This window comes from Mesorhizobium sp. M1329 (assembly GCF_040318035.1).
Classification (GTDB): domain Bacteria; phylum Pseudomonadota; class Alphaproteobacteria; order Rhizobiales; family Rhizobiaceae; genus Mesorhizobium.
The window spans coordinates 24,214-41,612 of the sequence record NZ_JAMYLN010000007.1 but is presented as its reverse complement, the minus strand read 5'-3'; the positions used below and the strand labels follow the sequence as shown (position 1 = coordinate 41,612).

13 protein-coding genes are annotated in these 17,399 nt (G+C 63.9%); 9 read left to right on the top strand and 4 right to left on the bottom strand.

Going from position 1 to position 17,399, the window contains the following annotated elements; translation table 11 throughout:
* Positions 1 to 87: 87 nt before the first annotated feature.
* Both xth and NKH21_RS09075 read right to left on the bottom strand, forming a co-directional pair.
* Positions 88 to 864 carry an exodeoxyribonuclease III gene (gene xth / locus NKH21_RS09080; protein ID WP_352864386.1) on the bottom strand — a complete coding sequence of 259 codons (777 nt, stop codon included), beginning with the start codon at positions 862 to 864 and terminating at the stop codon, positions 88 to 90.
* A 19-nt stretch (positions 865 to 883) separates the two neighbouring features.
* Positions 884 to 1,066 carry a DUF3606 domain-containing protein gene (locus tag NKH21_RS09075; protein WP_352864384.1) on the bottom strand — a complete coding sequence of 61 codons (183 nt, stop codon included), beginning with the start codon at positions 1,064 to 1,066 and terminating at the stop codon, positions 884 to 886.
* Positions 1,067 to 1,197: 131 nt separating this feature from the next.
* On the opposite strand from NKH21_RS09075, the gene ligD reads away from it, so the two are divergent.
* Complete coding sequence (ligD, locus tag NKH21_RS09070) at positions 1,198 to 3,135, top strand: DNA ligase D (RefSeq protein ID WP_352864381.1); 1,938 nt, start codon at positions 1,198 to 1,200, stop codon at positions 3,133 to 3,135.
* A 12-nt stretch (positions 3,136 to 3,147) separates the two neighbouring features.
* On the opposite strand, the gene dinB is transcribed toward ligD, so the two are convergent.
* Complete coding sequence (gene dinB, locus NKH21_RS09065) at positions 3,148 to 4,287, bottom strand: DNA polymerase IV (RefSeq protein WP_502911882.1); 1,140 nt, start codon at positions 4,285 to 4,287, stop codon at positions 3,148 to 3,150.
* Between the two features lie 165 nt (positions 4,288 to 4,452).
* Between dinB and NKH21_RS09060 the strand changes: the two genes are divergently transcribed.
* From NKH21_RS09060 to NKH21_RS09045, 4 genes are all read left to right on the top strand, one after another.
* Positions 4,453 to 5,214, top strand: a complete 762-nt coding sequence (locus NKH21_RS09060) for an ImuA family protein (protein ID WP_352864375.1) — start codon at positions 4,453 to 4,455, stop codon at positions 5,212 to 5,214.
* The gene (locus NKH21_RS09055) at positions 5,129 to 6,649 is read left to right on the top strand and encodes a Y-family DNA polymerase (protein ID WP_352864373.1); all 1,521 of its coding nucleotides are present in this window, start codon (positions 5,129 to 5,131) and stop codon (positions 6,647 to 6,649) included. Before NKH21_RS09060 ends, NKH21_RS09055 begins: the two co-directional genes overlap by 86 nt.
* A complete protein-coding gene (locus tag NKH21_RS09050) occupies positions 6,646 to 9,912 on the top strand; it encodes an error-prone DNA polymerase (protein ID WP_352864370.1) in 3,267 nt (1,088 codons plus the stop codon). The genes NKH21_RS09055 and NKH21_RS09050 overlap by 4 nt, the downstream gene beginning before the upstream one ends.
* Before the next feature lie 87 nt (positions 9,913 to 9,999).
* Complete coding sequence (locus NKH21_RS09045) at positions 10,000 to 10,572, top strand: GrpB family protein (RefSeq protein ID WP_352864368.1); 573 nt, start codon at positions 10,000 to 10,002, stop codon at positions 10,570 to 10,572.
* A 118-nt stretch (positions 10,573 to 10,690) separates the two neighbouring features.
* On the opposite strand, the gene NKH21_RS09040 is transcribed toward NKH21_RS09045, so the two are convergent.
* The gene (locus NKH21_RS09040; RefSeq protein ID WP_352864576.1) at positions 10,691 to 11,284 is read right to left on the bottom strand and encodes an SOS response-associated peptidase; all 594 of its coding nucleotides are present in this window, start codon (positions 11,282 to 11,284) and stop codon (positions 10,691 to 10,693) included.
* A gap of 246 nt (positions 11,285 to 11,530) precedes the next feature.
* On the opposite strand from NKH21_RS09040, the gene NKH21_RS09035 reads away from it, so the two are divergent.
* The 4 genes from NKH21_RS09035 to NKH21_RS09020 all read left to right on the top strand — a co-directional run bounded on the left by NKH21_RS09035 (position 11,531) and on the right by NKH21_RS09020 (position 17,365).
* On the top strand, positions 11,531 to 12,727 hold the full coding sequence (locus NKH21_RS09035; RefSeq protein ID WP_352864366.1) for a DUF932 domain-containing protein: 1,197 nt from the start codon (positions 11,531 to 11,533) through the stop codon (positions 12,725 to 12,727).
* A 166-nt stretch (positions 12,728 to 12,893) separates the two neighbouring features.
* Positions 12,894 to 14,990 carry a ParB/RepB/Spo0J family partition protein gene (locus tag NKH21_RS09030; RefSeq protein ID WP_352864364.1) on the top strand — a complete coding sequence of 699 codons (2,097 nt, stop codon included), beginning with the start codon at positions 12,894 to 12,896 and terminating at the stop codon, positions 14,988 to 14,990.
* Between the two features lie 64 nt (positions 14,991 to 15,054).
* Positions 15,055 to 16,092, top strand: coding sequence for a DUF7146 domain-containing protein (locus NKH21_RS09025; RefSeq protein WP_352864362.1), 1,038 nt, complete (start codon positions 15,055 to 15,057; stop codon positions 16,090 to 16,092).
* Positions 16,093 to 16,432: 340 nt separating this feature from the next.
* The gene (locus tag NKH21_RS09020; protein WP_352864360.1) at positions 16,433 to 17,365 is read left to right on the top strand and encodes a DUF2493 domain-containing protein; all 933 of its coding nucleotides are present in this window, start codon (positions 16,433 to 16,435) and stop codon (positions 17,363 to 17,365) included.
* Positions 17,366 to 17,399 lie beyond the last annotated feature (34 nt).

The following is a 17,399-nucleotide window of genomic DNA, read 5'->3' as shown; positions in this document are numbered from 1 at the left end:
CAATTCGCCGATATGATGCCGCGTTACTGGACAACACATCGAGGCTTCAACCAGGAGTTCAGCGCGAAAACGGGGCTTGCCCTTCGCCTATTCCAGGTCGATCCAGGCCGGCGCATGGTCGCTTGGCTTCTCCCACCCGCGCACGTCGACATCCACCCCGGCACCGCGGAGCCGGGGTGACAGCGAAGGACTAACGAGCAGATGGTCCATTCGCAGGCCCGAGCTCTTGTCGTAACCGCCCCGGTAGGAGAAATTCCAATAAGTGTAGATGCCCTTCTCCGGATGGGTGCGCCGAACGGCATCGATCCACCCACCTTCGAGCATTTCGGCATAAGCCTGCCGGCTCTCCGGGAAATAGACCGCGTCGCCTAGCCATCGTCGCGGCACCACGGCGTCAATCGGCGTTGGAACGACATTGTAGTCTCCACACAGCACAGTCGGCGCGCCCGCTCTGAGCAGGTCCTGGCCGTAGCTGATCAAGCGGTCGAACCAGCGCAGCTTGTAGTCGAACTTGGGACCAGGCGCCGGATTCCCATTCGGCAGGTAGAGACAGCCGACAACGAGCCCGTCCACGTCTGCTTCGATGTAGCGGCTGTGGGTGTCGTCAGGGTCGCCCGGCAGGCCGCGTCGGCGTTTAACCGGGTCCGCGCCGCGAGATAGAATGGCCACGCCGTTATAGGATTTCTGGCCATGCCAGATGGCGCTGTAGCCCGCCTCGCGGATGGCCTCGGCGGGAAATTTCTCGTCGGAGGTTTTCAGTTCCTGGAGGCAGACGATGTCGTAGTCGGTGGCCGTAAGCCACTTGAGGAGCACGGGCAGCCGACCATTGACGCCATTGACATTGAAGGTGGCGATGCGAACCATCTGCCCTCGCGGCCCTGGCTCACTTCTTTCCGAGCTTGTCCTCGACCTTCTTGCGACTGTTGCCGACCGATTTGACGGCCGATTTGACCTCAGCCTTGCTCGAGCCGGTCTTGCCCGCCTCGTACTTCACTTCATGATCCTGCCCACCAGCGACCTTGGCGCGGTCCTGGCTGCGCCCGCGAGTTGTTTGAGTAGTGGCCATTTTCGTCCTCCAAGGATTGCGTTCCAGTCCCCAACAACGCAGCCGGACTCTTCCGGTTCAATTCATCGACGCGCGTGTGGAACAAAATCCTAGGGCAGAGTATTGAATCGAGCCATGTATTCGAGTTCCGCATGCCGGCCCTAGAGGCCGCCCTCAGCAAAAAGCGCACAAGGCGCAGGGACTCAGAATCTACCCCTCGATACCCACTCCCCACGTTTCGGCCGTTCCAGCTCTGCACGCTCACAGACGACATTCCCCTGGGCGCCAACTGGCTCTTCGAAATGAAGTTCGACGGCTATCGCGCCCAGGTCGCCATCTCGGGCTCGGAGGTTGTCGTCTACACCCGCAGCGGCCACGACTGGACGCGGCAGTTCAAGGTGATCCTGCCGCCCCTTCAGGTGCTCACCAAAGGTTCGGCCCTGATAGACGGCGAGATCGTGGCCATCGATAGCCACGGCCGCACCAACTTCTCCATGCTGAAAACCGGCATTGCCGCGGGCATGCCGCTCAAGTTTTATGCCTTCGACCTGTTGGAATTGAACGGCGAAGAACTGACCGGCCGGCCCGTGCTCGAGCGCAAGGAATGCCTTGCGACCCTCTTAGGCGAGCGGGATTCGGACGACATTCTACAGTTTTCCAGCCACATCGCCGACAATGGCAAGAAGGTCTTTGACACCATGTGCGCCGGCGGCCACGAGGGCATCATCGCCAAGCGCGCCGACAGTCGCTATGTCGGCGACCGCACAACCAGTTGGCTCAAGATCAAGTGCACGAAACGACAGGAATTCGTGGTCGGCGGCTACCGCCCAAGCGATACTGGCCGCGGTATGGCATCGCTGATCCTCGGTACCTATGAGAACGGAAAGCTGATCTACCGCGGCCGCGTAGGCACGGGGTTCACCGAGGCGATGCGCAAATCCATTCTCGCACAATTGGAGAAGCGGCCTCTAGACAAACCCGCCTTTGTCTCCGTGCCGCGCGACATTGCGCGCCGCGCCCGCTGGGTAAAGCCCGAACTCGTTGCCGAGGTTACCTATGCCGAGGTGACACCGGACGGCAGCCTGCGGCATCCAAGTTTTCAAGGTATGCGCGAAGACAAGCGAGCCGACCAGGTGGTGATGGAACTGCCGAAGACGCCGGCAACTCTTGGCTCCGCCAATCTCGATCCGGGAATTGGCAAGGAGATCGCCGCTGCTGTCGGCGTCAAGCTGACCCATCCAGACAAGGTCATGTATCCCGGCACCAAGGTGACAAAGGCAACGCTAGCCGCCTACTACGCCGCGGTCGGCGAGAGGATGCTGCCGCACATCCAGGATCGGCCCCTTTCGCTGGTGCGCGACACCGACGGCGACCTGCAGCAGACCTTTTTTCAGAAGCACAAGCTGCCGGGGATGCCCAAGGCAATCCATGACGGACAGTTGGAGAAGATGTCCGGCAAGGAGAGCCGCATTCTTTGGGTCGATGACCTGGCTGGGCTGATCGCCGGCATCCAGATGAACGTGCTCGAATTCCACGTTTGGGGGAGCCTGCGCCAGCAGCCGAGCCTGCCGCACCGGATAATCTTCGACATCGACCCCGACGAGGGCCTAGGCTTTGGTGACGTCAAGCAGGCCGCCCTCGACATCCGCGGCGTTCTGGAGGCACTCGGCCTCCAATCATGGCCTCTGCTATCCGGAGGCAAGGGCGTTCACGTCGTCGTCCCGCTCGTCCCCAAAGCCAACTGGGAAGAGGTCAAAGGCTTCTCTCAGGACTTCGCTGAGTTGCTCGCCCGGACTGATCCGTCGCGCTTCGTCGCCAATATGAGCAAGGCGAAGCGCAAGGGTCGGATGTTTCTCGACTATCTCCGCAACGGCCAGGGCGCCACGGCAATATGCCCCTGGTCGACCCGGGCGCGGTCTGGTGCGTCGTGCGCCGTGCCGGTTACTTGGGATGAGTTGCCGACCTTCAAAAGTGCCAGCGCCTTTGACGTTTTCGCGGCTGCTGCGCGGGCTCAGCAGCCCGACGCCTGGGAAGGCTATTTCGACGTCGAGCAGACCCTCACAGCTCGCATCCGAAAAGCAGTGCGATAGCAGCAGCCAGTCCTAGATGGTCAGCGACATCTGCCGATCGGCCTCGGTTCGCGTTCCGCTTAGGTTTGAAAGTGTCACCCCGAGCAGGCGGATTCCCTTGGCGATGGGAAACAGCTGTTCGAGGAGTGTGCCACTGACGGTCGCGAGGTCGGCTTCGCCCTCGATGACGCCTTCGATGGTGCGGCTGCGCGTGATCTGCTGGAAGTCGGCGAATTTCACCTTCAATGTCACCGTGCGACCCTGGATCGATCGTTCCTGGCAATGGCGCCACACCTTACCGACCAATGGCGCCAGCTCCTTGCGAGCACTTTCGAGGTCAAACAAATCGCTCGCAAAGGTGTCTTCGGCCCCCACGGACTTGCGCTCGCGGTCGGCCCGCACCGGGCGTTCGTCGATGCCGCGAGCGATCCAGTAATAGTAGGGACCCGCTTTCCCGAACTTCTCCTCCAGGAACGCCAGGCTCTGTGCACGCAGATCGGCGCCGGTCTCGATGCCGAGCCTACCCATTTTATCAGCGGTCGCCGGGCCAACACCATGAAATTTCCGCACGGGCAAGGCCTCGACAAAGGCCGGACCAAGCTTCGGGGTGATAACGAACAGCCCATCTGGCTTGTTCTGGCCGGAGGCGAGCTTGGCCAGGAATTTGTTGTAGCTGACGCCGGCCGAAGCCGTCAGACCGGTCTCAGACTTGATCTTCGCACGGATCATTTCCGCGATCGTGGTCGCGACCGGGATGCCCTGCAGATTATCGGTGACGTCGAGATAGGCCTCGTCGAGCGAGAGCGGTTCGATGAGTGGCGTATGCTCGGCGAAGATTGCGTGGATCTGCTGGGAGACGGCCCGGTAGGCGTCAAAGCGCGGCGGCACGAAGATCAACTCGGGGCATTTGCGTTTTGCGGTGATCGAGGGCATGGCTGACCGCACCCCGAACTTTCTGGCCTCGTAGCTCGCAGCGGCCACCACACCGCGCGCCGCCGAGCCGCCGACTGCCACCGGCTTGCCGCGCAGGTCCGGGTTGTCGCGCTGTTCGACCGAGGCGAAGAAGGCATCCATGTCGACATGGATGATCTTGCGAAGGACGGCCGTCGCTTCCCGCGGCGCATCAGCTTCTTGGCCCCTGTCGCTTCGCTCGCCCACTTCGCCGTCCTGCATCACCTGCGACATATCAAGATAAACCGCGCCTCGATCAAGGGCAGTCTGGGATCAACTCTCGGAGCGGCGCAATGAGTCCGATTGACTCTCGGACACCAAGAGAACAAATAAGGAACATACCAGCCCCGAAATCCATTGGGAAGACAGTTTGAGAGTGTTTTGTTCATGGGTCAGCCGGCCGCCAGCCCTGCTATCGCCGCGCTTCGCGAGCGAATCGCGCGCCTCGAAGGCGGGCCGGCGCGCAACCGTGCGACACTTCCCTTCGGCGTTCCCGCTATCGACAAGGTCTTGCCGGGAGGCGGGCTGGCGCTCGGGGCGCTGCACGAGGTTGCCGGCGGCCGCAACGGGGCGATCGATGGCGCCGCGGCGGCGCTCTTTGCTGCGGGGATTGCTGCGCGCACAAAAGGGAAGGTGCTCTGGTGCGTCACCCGGCAGGATCTCTTCGCCCCAGCCCTCGCCCAGGCTGGGCTGCTGCCCGGCCGTGTCGTCTATGTCGAGGCGGGCGACGAAGCTTCGGTGCTTGCCTGCTTCGAAGAAGGGCTTCGCCATGGCGGTCTAGGCGCCGTCGTTGCCGAACTGGTTCGTGTCTCCATGACCGCCTCCCGCCGACTGCAACTCGCCGCCGAAGCCTCCGGCGCCATCGGCATCGCTATCCGCCGTTGGCGACGACAAACCGAAGCGACCGATTTTGGACAACCAACCGCTGCGGTCACCCGCTGGCGGGTCACCGCGCTCCCCTCCCGTCCCTTGCCGGTCCCCGGTATCGGCCGCGCTCGCTGGCAGCTCGAGCTGATCCGGGTACGGGCGGGAGAAAGCGCCGATTTTGAAGTGGAAGCCTGCGATGACAAGGGTCGTCTCGCTCTATTTTCCGACCTGGCCGACCGATCGCCTAAGGCGCGCAATGGGCCAGTCAGCGCCATCGGCTGAAACCCCGATCGTCATGCTCGGCCGGCAGGGAAACCGGAGGCTCGTGCTGGCCGCCGATGCGGCGGCGCGCGCGGCTGGCCTGCGCATCGGCATGCCGGCAAGCAAGGCCCAGGTGCTGGTGCCCAACCTGCAGAGTTTCGACCTGGATGCTGCGGCCGATGCCGCGGCCCTCGATAGAATGGCGCTCTGGTCACTGCGTTATGCCCCGATCGTCGCCGCCGATCCGCCCGACGGTCTCATCATCGACACCACAGGCGCCGACCATCTGCATGGCGGTGAGGACGCCATGCTAGAGGGACTGGTCTCGCGCATGGCTTCCTCCGGTATCGAGGCGCGCGCCGCTGTCGCCGATACGTGGGGCGCCGCTCATGCCTGCGCACGCTTCCTCGCCCGGCCGACCTTCGTCGCGCCAGTGGGGCAGGCCCCGGCAATTATCCGCGGTCTTCCGATCGGCGCCCTGCGACTTCCCCACGATATAGTCGAAGGCCTGCTCACTCTCGGCTTCGAGCGGGTGGGCGATGTCGAGGCGGCGCCGCGCGCCTCTCTCACCTTGCGATTGGGGCCCGAACTCGGCCGTCGCCTCGATCAGGCGTTGGGGCGGCGCAGTGAGCCCTTCGAGCCCGTCCGCTCTCCCGAACTCATCGAGGTTCGCCGAGCCTTCGGCGAGCCGATCGGCGCCGCCGAGACCATCGCCCGCTATACCGGCAAGCTCGTGGCAGCGCTCTGCGAGGCGCTTGAGGCCAAGGGGCTCGGCGCCCGCCGATTGGACCTGCTGTTTCATCGCGTCGACAACTGCATCGAGGCCATTCGCGTCGGCACCGCCGTGCCAGTGCGCGATATCAAACGTCTGACCCGCCTCCTGACCGACCGGATCGAAACTGTCGATCCCGGTTTCGGCATCGAGGTGATGACCCTGGCCGCGACGCTCGCCGAGCCCTTCGGAGCCAAGCAGATCATCTCCTCACTGGTCGAGGAGCCGGAGCCCGACATCACCGATCTCATCGACGTGCTCGCCAACCGTATTGGCGAGCAGCGGCTCTACCGCTTTGCCCCGGTCGAGAGTGACGTGCCCGAACGCTCAGTCCGCCGCATCGCGCCGAATGCGCTGGACGACGGGACGAATTGGTCCGGTGAGTGGCCTCGCCCGCCGCGTCTGCTGACCCACCCCGAACCCATCGAGACGATGGCCCTTCTGCCCGACCATCCGCCGGTCTGGTTCAGTTGGCGCGGCATCCGTCGTCGCGTCACGCGCGCCGATGGTCCTGAGCGCGTGTTCGGCGAATGGTGGCAGCGCGATGCCGAACTGATCGCCGTGCGCGACTATTTTCAGGTGGAGGACGAGTCCGGAGACCGCTTCTGGATTTACCGCGCCGGTGATGGTGAGGATCCCGAGACCGGTTCGCACAAATGGTTCTTGCATGGGGTCTTCGCATGAGCACGCCGCCCTATGCCGAATTGCAGGTCACCAGCCACTTCTCGTTTTTGCGCGGGGCCAGCTCTTGCGACGACCTGTTCGCCCAGGCGGCCGCACTCGGCATCGAGGCCTTGGCCGTTGTCGACCGCAATTCGCTCGCCGGCATCGTGCGGGCCCATCAGGCTGCCAAGGACACCGGCGTTTGGCTCATCGTCGGCTGCCGACTCGATCTGGTCGACGGCATGGCGGTGCTGGTCTATCCGACCGACCGCGCCGCCTATTCCCGGCTGTGCCGGCTGCTGACACTGGGCAAGAAGCGTGGCGGCAAGGCGCAATGTCGGCTCGAATGGAGCGACTTGGCCGCCTATAGCGAGGGTCTGATCGCCATTCTCGTTCCCGACCATGCCGATGACACCTGCGCCCTGCAATTGCGCCGGTTGCGCGAGGCCTTTGGCGATCGTGCCTATTTGGCGCTGACCCTGCGCCGCCGGCCAAATGATCAGGTCCGGCTGCATGAACTCTCCAACCTCGCCACCCGAATGCGGGTCCCGACGGTGGTGACGAACGACATTCTGTTTCACGAACCCGGCCGGCGCATCCTCCAGGACGTGGTGACCGCCATTCGTCACAACATCACGATCGACGAGCTGGGATTCCGGCGCGAGCGCCACGCCGACCGCTATCTCAAGCCGCCGGAGGAGATGGTGCGGCTGTTTTCGCGCTATCCGGAAGCCCTCGCGCGCACGCTCGAGATTGCCCGGCAATGCCGCTTCTCGCTCGACGAACTCGCCTACCAATACCCCGAAGAGAAGATGCTGCCGGGACTGACGGCGCAGCAGGCTTTGGAACAGCTCACCTGGGACGGTGCGGGGCGGCGCTATCCCGAGGGTGTGCCTGACAAAGTCGTGGCGCTCATCAAGCACGAACTGCGCCTGATCGAGATCCTACAATACGCCCCCTACTTCCTGACCGTGAACGCCATCGTGCAGTTCGCGCGCAGCAAGGACATTCTCTGCCAGGGCCGAGGCTCGGCTGCCAACTCAGCGGTCTGCTACGTGCTGGGCATCACCAGCATCGATCCCGAGCGCAATAATCTCCTCTTCGAGCGCTTTGTGTCGCAGGAGCGCAACGAGCCCCCGGATATCGATGTCGACTTCGAGCACGAGCGGCGCGAAATCGTCATGCAGTGGGTTTACGAGACCTACGGCCGCGACCACAGCGCGCTGTGCTCGACGGTGGTGCGCTATCACACCAAGGGCGCTGTCCGCGATATCGGCAAGGCTCTCGGCCTGCCCGAGGACCTCACCAAGCTGCTCTCCTCGCAGGTCTGGGGGCACGACGAGGGCATCGACGAGAAGAGCGCCCAAGATCTCAATCTCAACCTCGCCGATCGCCGGCTGCGGCTGACGCTCGAACTCGCGCAGCAGCTTGAGGGTACGCCACGGCATCTATCGCAGCATCCGGGCGGCTTCGTTCTCACCAATGACCGGCTCGACGACCTAGTGCCGATCGAGCCCGCCCGCATGGTCGACCGTCAGGTCATCGAGTGGGACAAGGATGACATCGACACTCTCAAATTCATGAAGGTCGACGTCCTGGCGCTCGGGATGCTCACCTGCATGAAACGCAGCTTCGACCTCTTGGCCGAGCACAAGCGCATGACCCTCGACCTGGCCACCATCCCCGCCGAAGACCCGGCGACGTACGCCATGATCCGCAAGGCGGACACGATCGGGGTCTTCCAGATCGAGAGCCGCGCCCAGATGTCGATGCTGCCCCGCATCAAGCCGCGCACGTTCTATGACCTCGTCGTCGAGGTCGCCATCGTGCGCCCCGGCCCGATCCAGGGCGACATGGTCCACCCCTATCTTCGCCGCCGGGAGGGCAAGGAGCCGGTCGAGTTCCCGACCCCCGAACTCGAGCGCGTGCTCGGCAAGACACTGGGTGTACCGCTGTTTCAGGAGCAGGCGATGCAGGTCGCCATGGTCTGCGCCGGCTTCAGTGCCGGCGAGGCCGACCAGTTGCGTCGTGCCATGGCGACGTTCAAGCACACGGGTGGCGTCAGCAAGTTCCGCGACAAGCTGATCGGCGGCATGATCGCCAATGGCTATACGCCGGAATTCGCGGCGACCACCTTCAAGCAGCTCGAAGGTTTCGGCAGCTACGGCTTCCCCGAGTCCCACGCCGCCAGCTTTGCGCTTATCGCTTACGCGTCGAGCTGGATGAAATGCCACCATCCGGATGTCTTCTGCTGCGCACTGCTCAATTCCCAGCCAATGGGCTTCTACCTGCCGGCCCAGATCGTGCGGGATGCCCAGGCCCATGACGTCGAAATCCGGCCCGTCTGCATCAATGCGAGCCGATGGGACTGCACGCTGGAGCCGATTGGCGAGGATGGACGCTTCGCCGTCCGCCTCGGCCTGCGCCTGGTCAAAGGGCTGGCGAATGCCGACGCCGCCGCGATCGTTGCGGCCCGTGCCGACGAGCCCTTCGCCTCCATCGACGATCTTTGGCAGCGCGCCGGGGTGCCGTCGGCATCTCTGGTCCAACTCGCCGAGGCCGATGCCTTCCGCTTCAGCCTCGGTCTCGCGCGCCGCGAGGCACTATGGGCGCTCAAGGGGCTCCGTGACGAACCCCTGCCACTCTTTGCGGCGGCCTCGGCTCGGGAACAGCAGACCGTATCGGAAATCCATGAGCCGGCTTTGACACTGCGGCCGATGACGGCTGGCCGGGAAGTGGTCGAGGACTACGGTCATGTGGGCCTGACCTTGCGAAACCACCCGCTGTCCTTCCTGCGCGCCGATCTTGCCCGCCGCCGCATCGTCACCTGCCGCGACGCAATGCAGGCGCGCGATGGTCGCTGGCTGGAGGCGGCCGGCCTCGTCCTCGTTCGCCAACGGCCCGGATCAGCCAAGGGCGTGATGTTCCTGACCATGGAAGACGAAACCGGCTCTGCCAATGTCGTGGTCTGGGTCAAGGTCTTTGAAAAGTTCCGCCGTGTGCTGCTCTCGTCTTCGATGCTCGCTGTCCGCGGTAAGATTCAGCGCGAGGGCGAAGTTGTGCATCTCGTCGCCAACCGGCTCACCGACCTTTCGGGTGAACTCGCCAGTGTCGGCAACCGCGACACGCCGTTTCCACTCCCGCATGGGCGAGGCGACGAAGCCCATCATGGTGGGGCTGGAATCGATCCGCGAAGCTTGCCGAAGGGTCTGCGGCCACGGGACCTCGTCGATCCAACGCTGCACGTTGAGCCGATCAAGGTGAAGACCAGAGACTTTCGATAGTGCTCGCATCGTCCAGCCAGCCGTAAATGTAAAAGCGCTGGCTGAGATGGGTGGTTTGCAGTCGGTCCGCTTTCTGGCAGAAATTGAATGGACCGGACGTTCGCAGACGGGTCCGCAATTCATGAGGAGTCAGAGTTTGCCCCACCGATCCCCGTTCGCCTGGCACCCCATAATGCAAGCTGGGCCACCCGTGCGGCCAGCGAAGCAGATCGGCTGCAACAGCAGGCGGCTTCGATCCTTCAGGTCCACCACATCGGCTCAACCTCCATCCCCGGCATTGCCGCCAAGCCTGTCCTTGACCTGATGCCCGTCGTTTCGAACCTGGCGGCGCTGGATGCCGAACGGGCAGCCATTGAAGCCCTTGGCTATGAATGGCATGGCGCCTACGGCATGGAAGGACGACGCTATTGCACCCTACACGACCAGGTAACGGGCGAGCGTGTCGTTCAAATTCACTGCTTCGTGGGCGGCGACCCCGCCATCCGCAGACACCTTGCCTTTCGCGACCTTCTGCGCAGTTCGCCTAGCATTGCAGAGGAGTACGAGCGAGAGAAGCGGCGATGCGCTGCGCTGCATCCCGAAGACAGCCACGCCTATTCCGACTGCAAGGACGCCTGGATAAAACGTGTCGAAGCAATGGCGCTCAGCCGCTATCCCTGAGAACAGGTCTATCGTCCGCTTCAGGGCTCGCCAGAGACACGAACGAACGTCTTAGAAGGGGTCGAAAGCTGGCGGTGGAATGAGCCCCATTCCGGCCGTTTGGCCTGGCCACGCCGCCCTAGTCCGATCCCTGTCGAACGGTTTCAACCGCGAGTGAGCCCTCCGGTGGGGGGCGCAGCAGTTCGGCTTCTGTCTTCGTCAGGTAGATCCAGTGCGCCCAGTCGGTGGGACGCAGAACCACCACCTGGCGGTCATGATAAGCAACAATATCGGGACCAGGTTCGGTGGTCAGCATGGCGAAGGCCGAGCTGGAGCCATCTGCGCCTTCGGGCCATATGCCGGCGATCGCCATGAATGGCGCATCGTTCAGCGTGAACCGATGTTTTGCTTTCGGGTATTTCTTACCCGTGAATTCGAAGAAGGCCGATGCAGGGATCAGGCATCGATTGCTCTTGTCGAAATGCCGGCCGTCAGAGCGGTAGTTGAAGACTGGGCCACCCTTCGGATTGGATGGCGGGAAGCTGAAATTCATCGGTACCAGCTCAATGCCGTTGCCGGCAGCGCGCATCACCGGCGCCATGTCATTGATCCGGATATCGTCGCTTTCCGGCAAATCGAGTTCGGTCTGTTGCGTCGGGATGCCAAGCTCGAGGGCCTGCATCATCTGGACGTATTCGACCCATTTCACATGCTGTTCGTAAGCGTTGCACATGCCGGGCACTCTATCGCGAAATGCAAATGAGTTCGAGATGGGCGTCCCTTTGGGCCGGGCTCTCGGCCAGCGCTGAAGCCCCGCTCTGCGGGTCTTCACCCTTCGGGCTTCCATCCCTGACCCGGTCCGGCGCCCCCTTCCTCGGTACAGGCTTTGCGCGCCGGGAGAGTGAGAGGGCGGTTTTGGAGGGCCATGACGGGTATGGGCTGGGAGAGAGGCTTCCGGCGCCCGTCATGGAGAACTCCCATGAACAATTCAGTGACTATCGATGCCGGCCGCGGCGCACCCGGCGGCTACAAGGTGGATGCGAGCCGCGGCGAGCGCATCGGTCGTGTTTCCTCGGAGTGGTTCAACCGTCCGGCTGATGAGCGCTACCTCTCGCTGTCCGCGTTGATGGCTTGTGTTCAGGGGAGGTCCGAGCGCAGCCGGACCCGTACCGTCGAGAGCGCCGCCATCCGGGTGGAAGCCAGCCGCGACGATGCCGAGCGGCTTGCCCTCGTGCTTCCGGGTGCCGACAAGCCGGTCGTCCCGACGCATTGGAGCTTTGGTCAACTCGCCGGCATCGTGGGCGCCCCGGCGACCTACCTGCGCCAACTTCCGGCACCGCTCGCCGGCATCAACCTGCAATATGGCCTGACCGCGCACCGCGCCGAGCAGGTCAAGACGCTCGAGGTCGAGAACGGGCGCGTCGAACTCCGCGCCGTCACCGGCCCGGACTATGGGCGCATCTATGATCATGAACTGGTTGCGGCCGTTCAGAAGATCGCCGGCAATGGCACCGGCGATACGCGTTGGAAGATCCCCGGCGTACTCGACTGGTCGACCGGCATCTACAATCCCCGTGTCGACATCACCTCGGATACCACCACGCTCTATGCTTCGGATCGCGACGTGTTCCTCTTCCTGGTCGACGACCTCAACCCGATCGAGGCAGGCAGGCTGCCGGATGGCTCGCCCGACCTCTATTTCCGGGGCTTCTACTGCTGGAATTCTGAGGTCGGAGCGAAGACGCTCGGCATAGCCAGCCTCTACCTCCGCGCCGTGTGCCAGAACCGCAACCTCTGGGGCGTCGAGGATTTCGAGGAGATCACCATCCGGCACTCCAAATACGCTGCCTCGCGGTTTGCGCACCAGGCCGCGCCTGCGCTGACCCGCTTCGCCAACTCCTCGCCCATGCCCTTCGTCAACGCCATCCGGGCTGCGCGGGAGAAAATCGTCGCCCGCACCGATGACGATCGAACGGAGTTTCTGCGCAAGCGCGGATTTTCAAAGGCCGAGACAGCGAAGATCATCGAGATCGTGCTCACCGAAGAGCGTCACAAGCCCGAAAGCGTCTTCGACTTCGTCCAGGGCATCACCGCCGTGGCTCGCGACAAGCCGCATCAGGACGCCTGGCTCGACCTGGAGGCTAGGGCCAAGAAGCTGCTCGACCACGCAGCCTGAATTCCCGCAAAGCCGGCGATTCGGATTTCCGTGTCTCCGGCTGTGCGCCTTTCCGGATTGCCGAGTGTGCGGCGCCGTCCTCAGAGTGAGAGGGCGGCGCCGATTTTCGTGACGGGTTGGAGGTCGAGAGAGAGGCTCTCGGCGGCCCGTCACGGAGTAAATCCCCATGGCTACCACCAAGAAGAAGCCTACCATCGTTCTGTCCCCCTCGCGGGACATTCCTTTCACTCAGCTCGTGCTCAGCCAATCGAACGTTCGGCGCATCAAGGCCGGGGTCTCGATCGAAGAACTGGCCGAGGATATCGCCCGCCGCGGCATCCTGCAGGGTCTCACCGTTCGGCCCGTCGTCGACGAAGCTGGCGCTGAGACCGGCATGTTCGAGGTCCCCGCCGGCGGCAGACGTTTCCGGGCACTCGAACTGCTCGTTAAGCAGAGGCGGCTGGCCAAGGCCGCGCCGGTCCCATGTGTCGTCCGCGAGGGCGGCATCGCCGAAGAGGACTCGCTTGCCGAGAACGTACAGCGCGCGCCGCTGCATCCGCTCGACCAGTTCCGCGCGTTCCTCACACTCCGCGAAAAAGGTCAGTCCGAGGAGGAGATCGCCGCAACGTTCTTCGTCTCGGTCAACGTGGTCAAGCAGCGCCTGAAGCTCGCTTCGGTCTCTCCGGTACTGCTCGATGTCTATGCCGAGGACGGCATGACGCTCGCCCAACTCGAGGCCTTCACCGTCTCGGGCGACCACGAGCGCCAGGAGCAGGTTTTCGAGCGCCTGAAGACCTCCTACGACAAGTCGGCCCACGCGATCCGGCGCATGCTCACCGAAGGAGCTGTCCGCGCCTCCGATAAGCGGGCGCAGTTCATTGGCATCGACGCCTATGTCGAGGCCGGCGGCACGGTGCTGCGCGACCTCTTTGAGGGTGATGATGGCGGCTGGCTGCAGCATGTCCCGCTGATCGACCAGATGGTGGCCAGCAAGCTCAAGGCCGAATCCGAGGCCATCGCTGCCGAAGGCTGGAAGTGGACCGAGGTGGCGCCCGACTTCGCCTATGGCCACACCTATGGCCTGCGTCGATTGCATGGCGAACCCATGCCTCTCACCTTCGAGGAAGAAGCCACGCGCGACGCCCTCAAGGCTGAGTTCGACCGCCTAGTCGTGGAGCACGAGGGCGCCGACGAACTGCCGGACGAGGTCGACGAGCGGCTCGGCGAACTCGAGACCGCGCTGGAGGCGTTCGACGAACGACCGCTTTCCTTCGATCCCGGGGAAATCGCCCGCGCCGGCGCCTTTGTCAGCATCGCTGGCGACGGTCGCCTGCGCGTGGAGCGGGGTTATGTCCGGTCCGAGGATGAGGTTTCGGTCGGGTCGGAATCTGATGCGTCCGATGACGATGTCGCGGGCGAAGAAGCGCCGACCGGTGGCGATGCCGACGACGCTGACGATACCAATATTGAAGTCACAACGGAGCCTGAGGAGGACGAGGGCCTTTCGCCCATCTCCGACCGCCTGGTGACGGAGTTGACGGCGCATCGGACGCTCGGACTTCGGCACGCCTTGGGCGAACATCCGGATGCCGCCTTCCGTGCGGCGTTGCATGCCCTGACGCTCAAGGTCTTCTATCACTATGGCTCGGATAGCTGTCTCGAACTGGAGCTGAAAACCGTCAGCTTTGGTACCCAGGCGCCGGGGTTGAACGACAGCGCTTCGGCCGAGGCGATCCGCGCACGGCACGAACGCTGGGCCAAGGCACTGCCGAAGGACTCCGCCGACCTCTGGGGCGCTCTGGGCGATTGGGACAGCGACAGCCGGGCGGCGCTGTTCGCCCATGTCGTCAGCCTGTCGGTCAACGCGGTCTACGAGACCTGGAATCGGCGGCCACGAGCACTCGCCCATGCCGATCAATTGGCCGACGCCGTCGACCTCGATATGACCCCGCGCTGGAAGCCGACGGTGGATACCTTCCTCGGCCGGGTGACCAAGGCTCGCATCCTGCAGGCGGTTGGCGAGGCGAAGGGCCAGCGTGCCGCTGATCGGATCGCCCACCTCAAGAAGGGCGACATGGCGACGGAAGCCGAGACCATGCTCGCAGATACCGGCTGGCTACCCGAGCCGCTCCGCACCCCGGGCCAGACAACAGAGCTCGCCGTGGCGCCTTCCGACCCTGACGTCGAAGAAACGGCGGGCGCAGAGGGCGAAACGGCTGTGGCCGAAGATGATGGAGTCGCCGATGATGACGATGTCGCGGCAATGACCATCGCGGCCGAATAGCCTCCCATGACCCTTACACTGGCTCGCCGCTAACGGCGGGCCTTTTTCTTTGCAGGAGGTCATCATGCGAGAACCAGCGCATGAACTGGCGCGTCGCCTCGCCGACCAGGCGGAGGCGGCATGCCGATACTATCTTCCCAGCGGGCGACGCCAGGGGAACTATTGGAGCGTCGGCAATGTCCGAAACGTGCCCGGACGCTCAATGTTCGTCCGCCTGCGGCCGTCTCCGAAGGGACCGCCGGGGAAATGGACAGACGCCGCGACAGGCGAGTACGGCGATCTGCTCGATGTGATCCGCGAGTCTCTCGGCCTCGTGGAATTCAAGGACGTCGCGGAAGAGGCACGCGCCTTTCTCGCGCTTCCGGAAACGAGGCCCGAGCCGCACCCACCGAAGGCTACGCCAATTCCAGTTCCCACCGGATCGACCGAAGCGGCGAGGCGCCTTTTCGCCATGTCGAAGCCCATCGTGGGCACCGCCGTGGAAAAGTATTTGCGTGGACGCGGCATTGCGACTTTGCACGGAACCGGATCATTGCGGTTCCATTCACGCTGCTACTATCGGCCCGACGATCATGGACCGACCGAGACCTGGCCGGCGATGATCGCCGCCGTCACCGATTTCGACGGGCGATTAACCGGGGCGCATCGCACCTGGCTCGCGACGGACGGTACCGGCAAGGCTCCGATCGATACCCCAAGGCGGGCCATGGGTGACCTCCTCGGCCACGCTGTCCGCTTCGGCGTGCCAGGTAGCGTGATGGCCGCCGGCGAGGGCATCGAGACGACGCTCTCGCTCAGATGCGCCATGCCTCACATGGCGATGGCGGCAGCTCTTTCGGCGGCTCATCTTGCCGCCATCCTGTTCCCGCCGAACCTGCACCGACTTTATGTCATCCGCGATAACGATCCGGCCGGTGACAGTGCCCGCGACACATTGATCGAGCGGGCAACGAAGGCCGGGATCGAGACGATCGTCCTGTCGCCAGCGATGGAAGACTTCAATGAAGACCTTTGCCATTTCGGACTTGCTACCCTCCGCGCCTCGATCGCCGAGCAACTCATGCGCAGGGACCGGCTCCGCTATCTGAAGCGGGCGGCATGAGCCGGCAGGGGAAGCGTGCGGCGCACGGCGCCGTCATCGCACGGATGCGCATCCGCCGGTAGAGAACCGCGACCCGGCCTTCGAGAGGGCGATCAGGCCCACAGGCGGACCGGCCAGGCAATCCCGGCGGCCGACTATTTTCCGGCGGCGCGCGATTGCTGGCGAAAGCCAGCGACCAAGTGCGACGCCTTTCCATCGCGAGGCAAAATAGCCGGCCACCGCCATCCTCCGCTTCGTTCCGGCCCTCCGCTTCGCTGCGGGTGTCGGGCCGTCCCGCCTGTGGGGCTTTCGTCGCCATGAAGGCCGCGAGGGTCGCGGTCAGACCGACGGGAGCATCCCCATGAGCGAGCACGAAGACACCGAACCGCACCACGCCGCATCCCCGACCCACCACGTCCTCACCGAACTCCAGCTCTATGGCTGGCGCCCATTTGTGGATGAGCCCGACCCGCGGCCACTCCCCGATGGCGATCATGCGTCCGGAGCCGTGGCCGACATCTTCGACGCCCTCATCGCCGCCCTGGCCGATACGCGCCTCGAACCCGACCTCGACGACCTGCTCTGGTCCTTCGCCAACGTCTTCCACCGCGCCGTGATGCGGATCAAGCGGCAACTGGACGACAACGAGCAGGCGCAGCGCCGGCTGCAGCGCGAACAAGACGGCACCGAGATCAAGGCGGTCGAACTAGAAAACCTCACAGCGCAAGGCCAGACCATGATCGAACGGCGCGACGCTTTCGAGCTGATGCGCGACCAGGCCGCCGACCACTACGAGCAACACACCGGATCGGCGTGGCGACCGCGCACCGGATCGATGGTCAACCATCGGCACCTCACCTCGGCGATGATCGATAGCCGCGACTTTCTCGCCGCACGTCGCAAGGCCGACACCGAGGTGATGCTTCCAACTGGCCCGAAGATCGCCCTGACCGGCGGGCTCGACTTCAACGATCACCAGCTCATCTGGGACGTTCTCGACAAGGTCCACGCCAAGCACCCCGACATGGTGCTGATCCACGGCAAGTCGCCAAAGGGCGCTGAACTGATCGCCGCCAAATGGGCCGACAATCGCAAGGTCCCACAGGTCGGCTTCGCTCCTGACTGGGACAAGCATGGCCGGGCCGCACCGTTCAAACGCAACGATGCGATGCTGGACATCCTGCCGATCGGCGTCATCGTCTTTCCAGGCACCGGCATCCAGGACAACCTTGCAGACAAGGCGAGGAAGCTCGGCATCAAGTCCCACGACTTCCGCGAGAAGGACGGCGCGTGAGCGCCGCTGTATTTCCGTAAAGCCGTATCGCCAT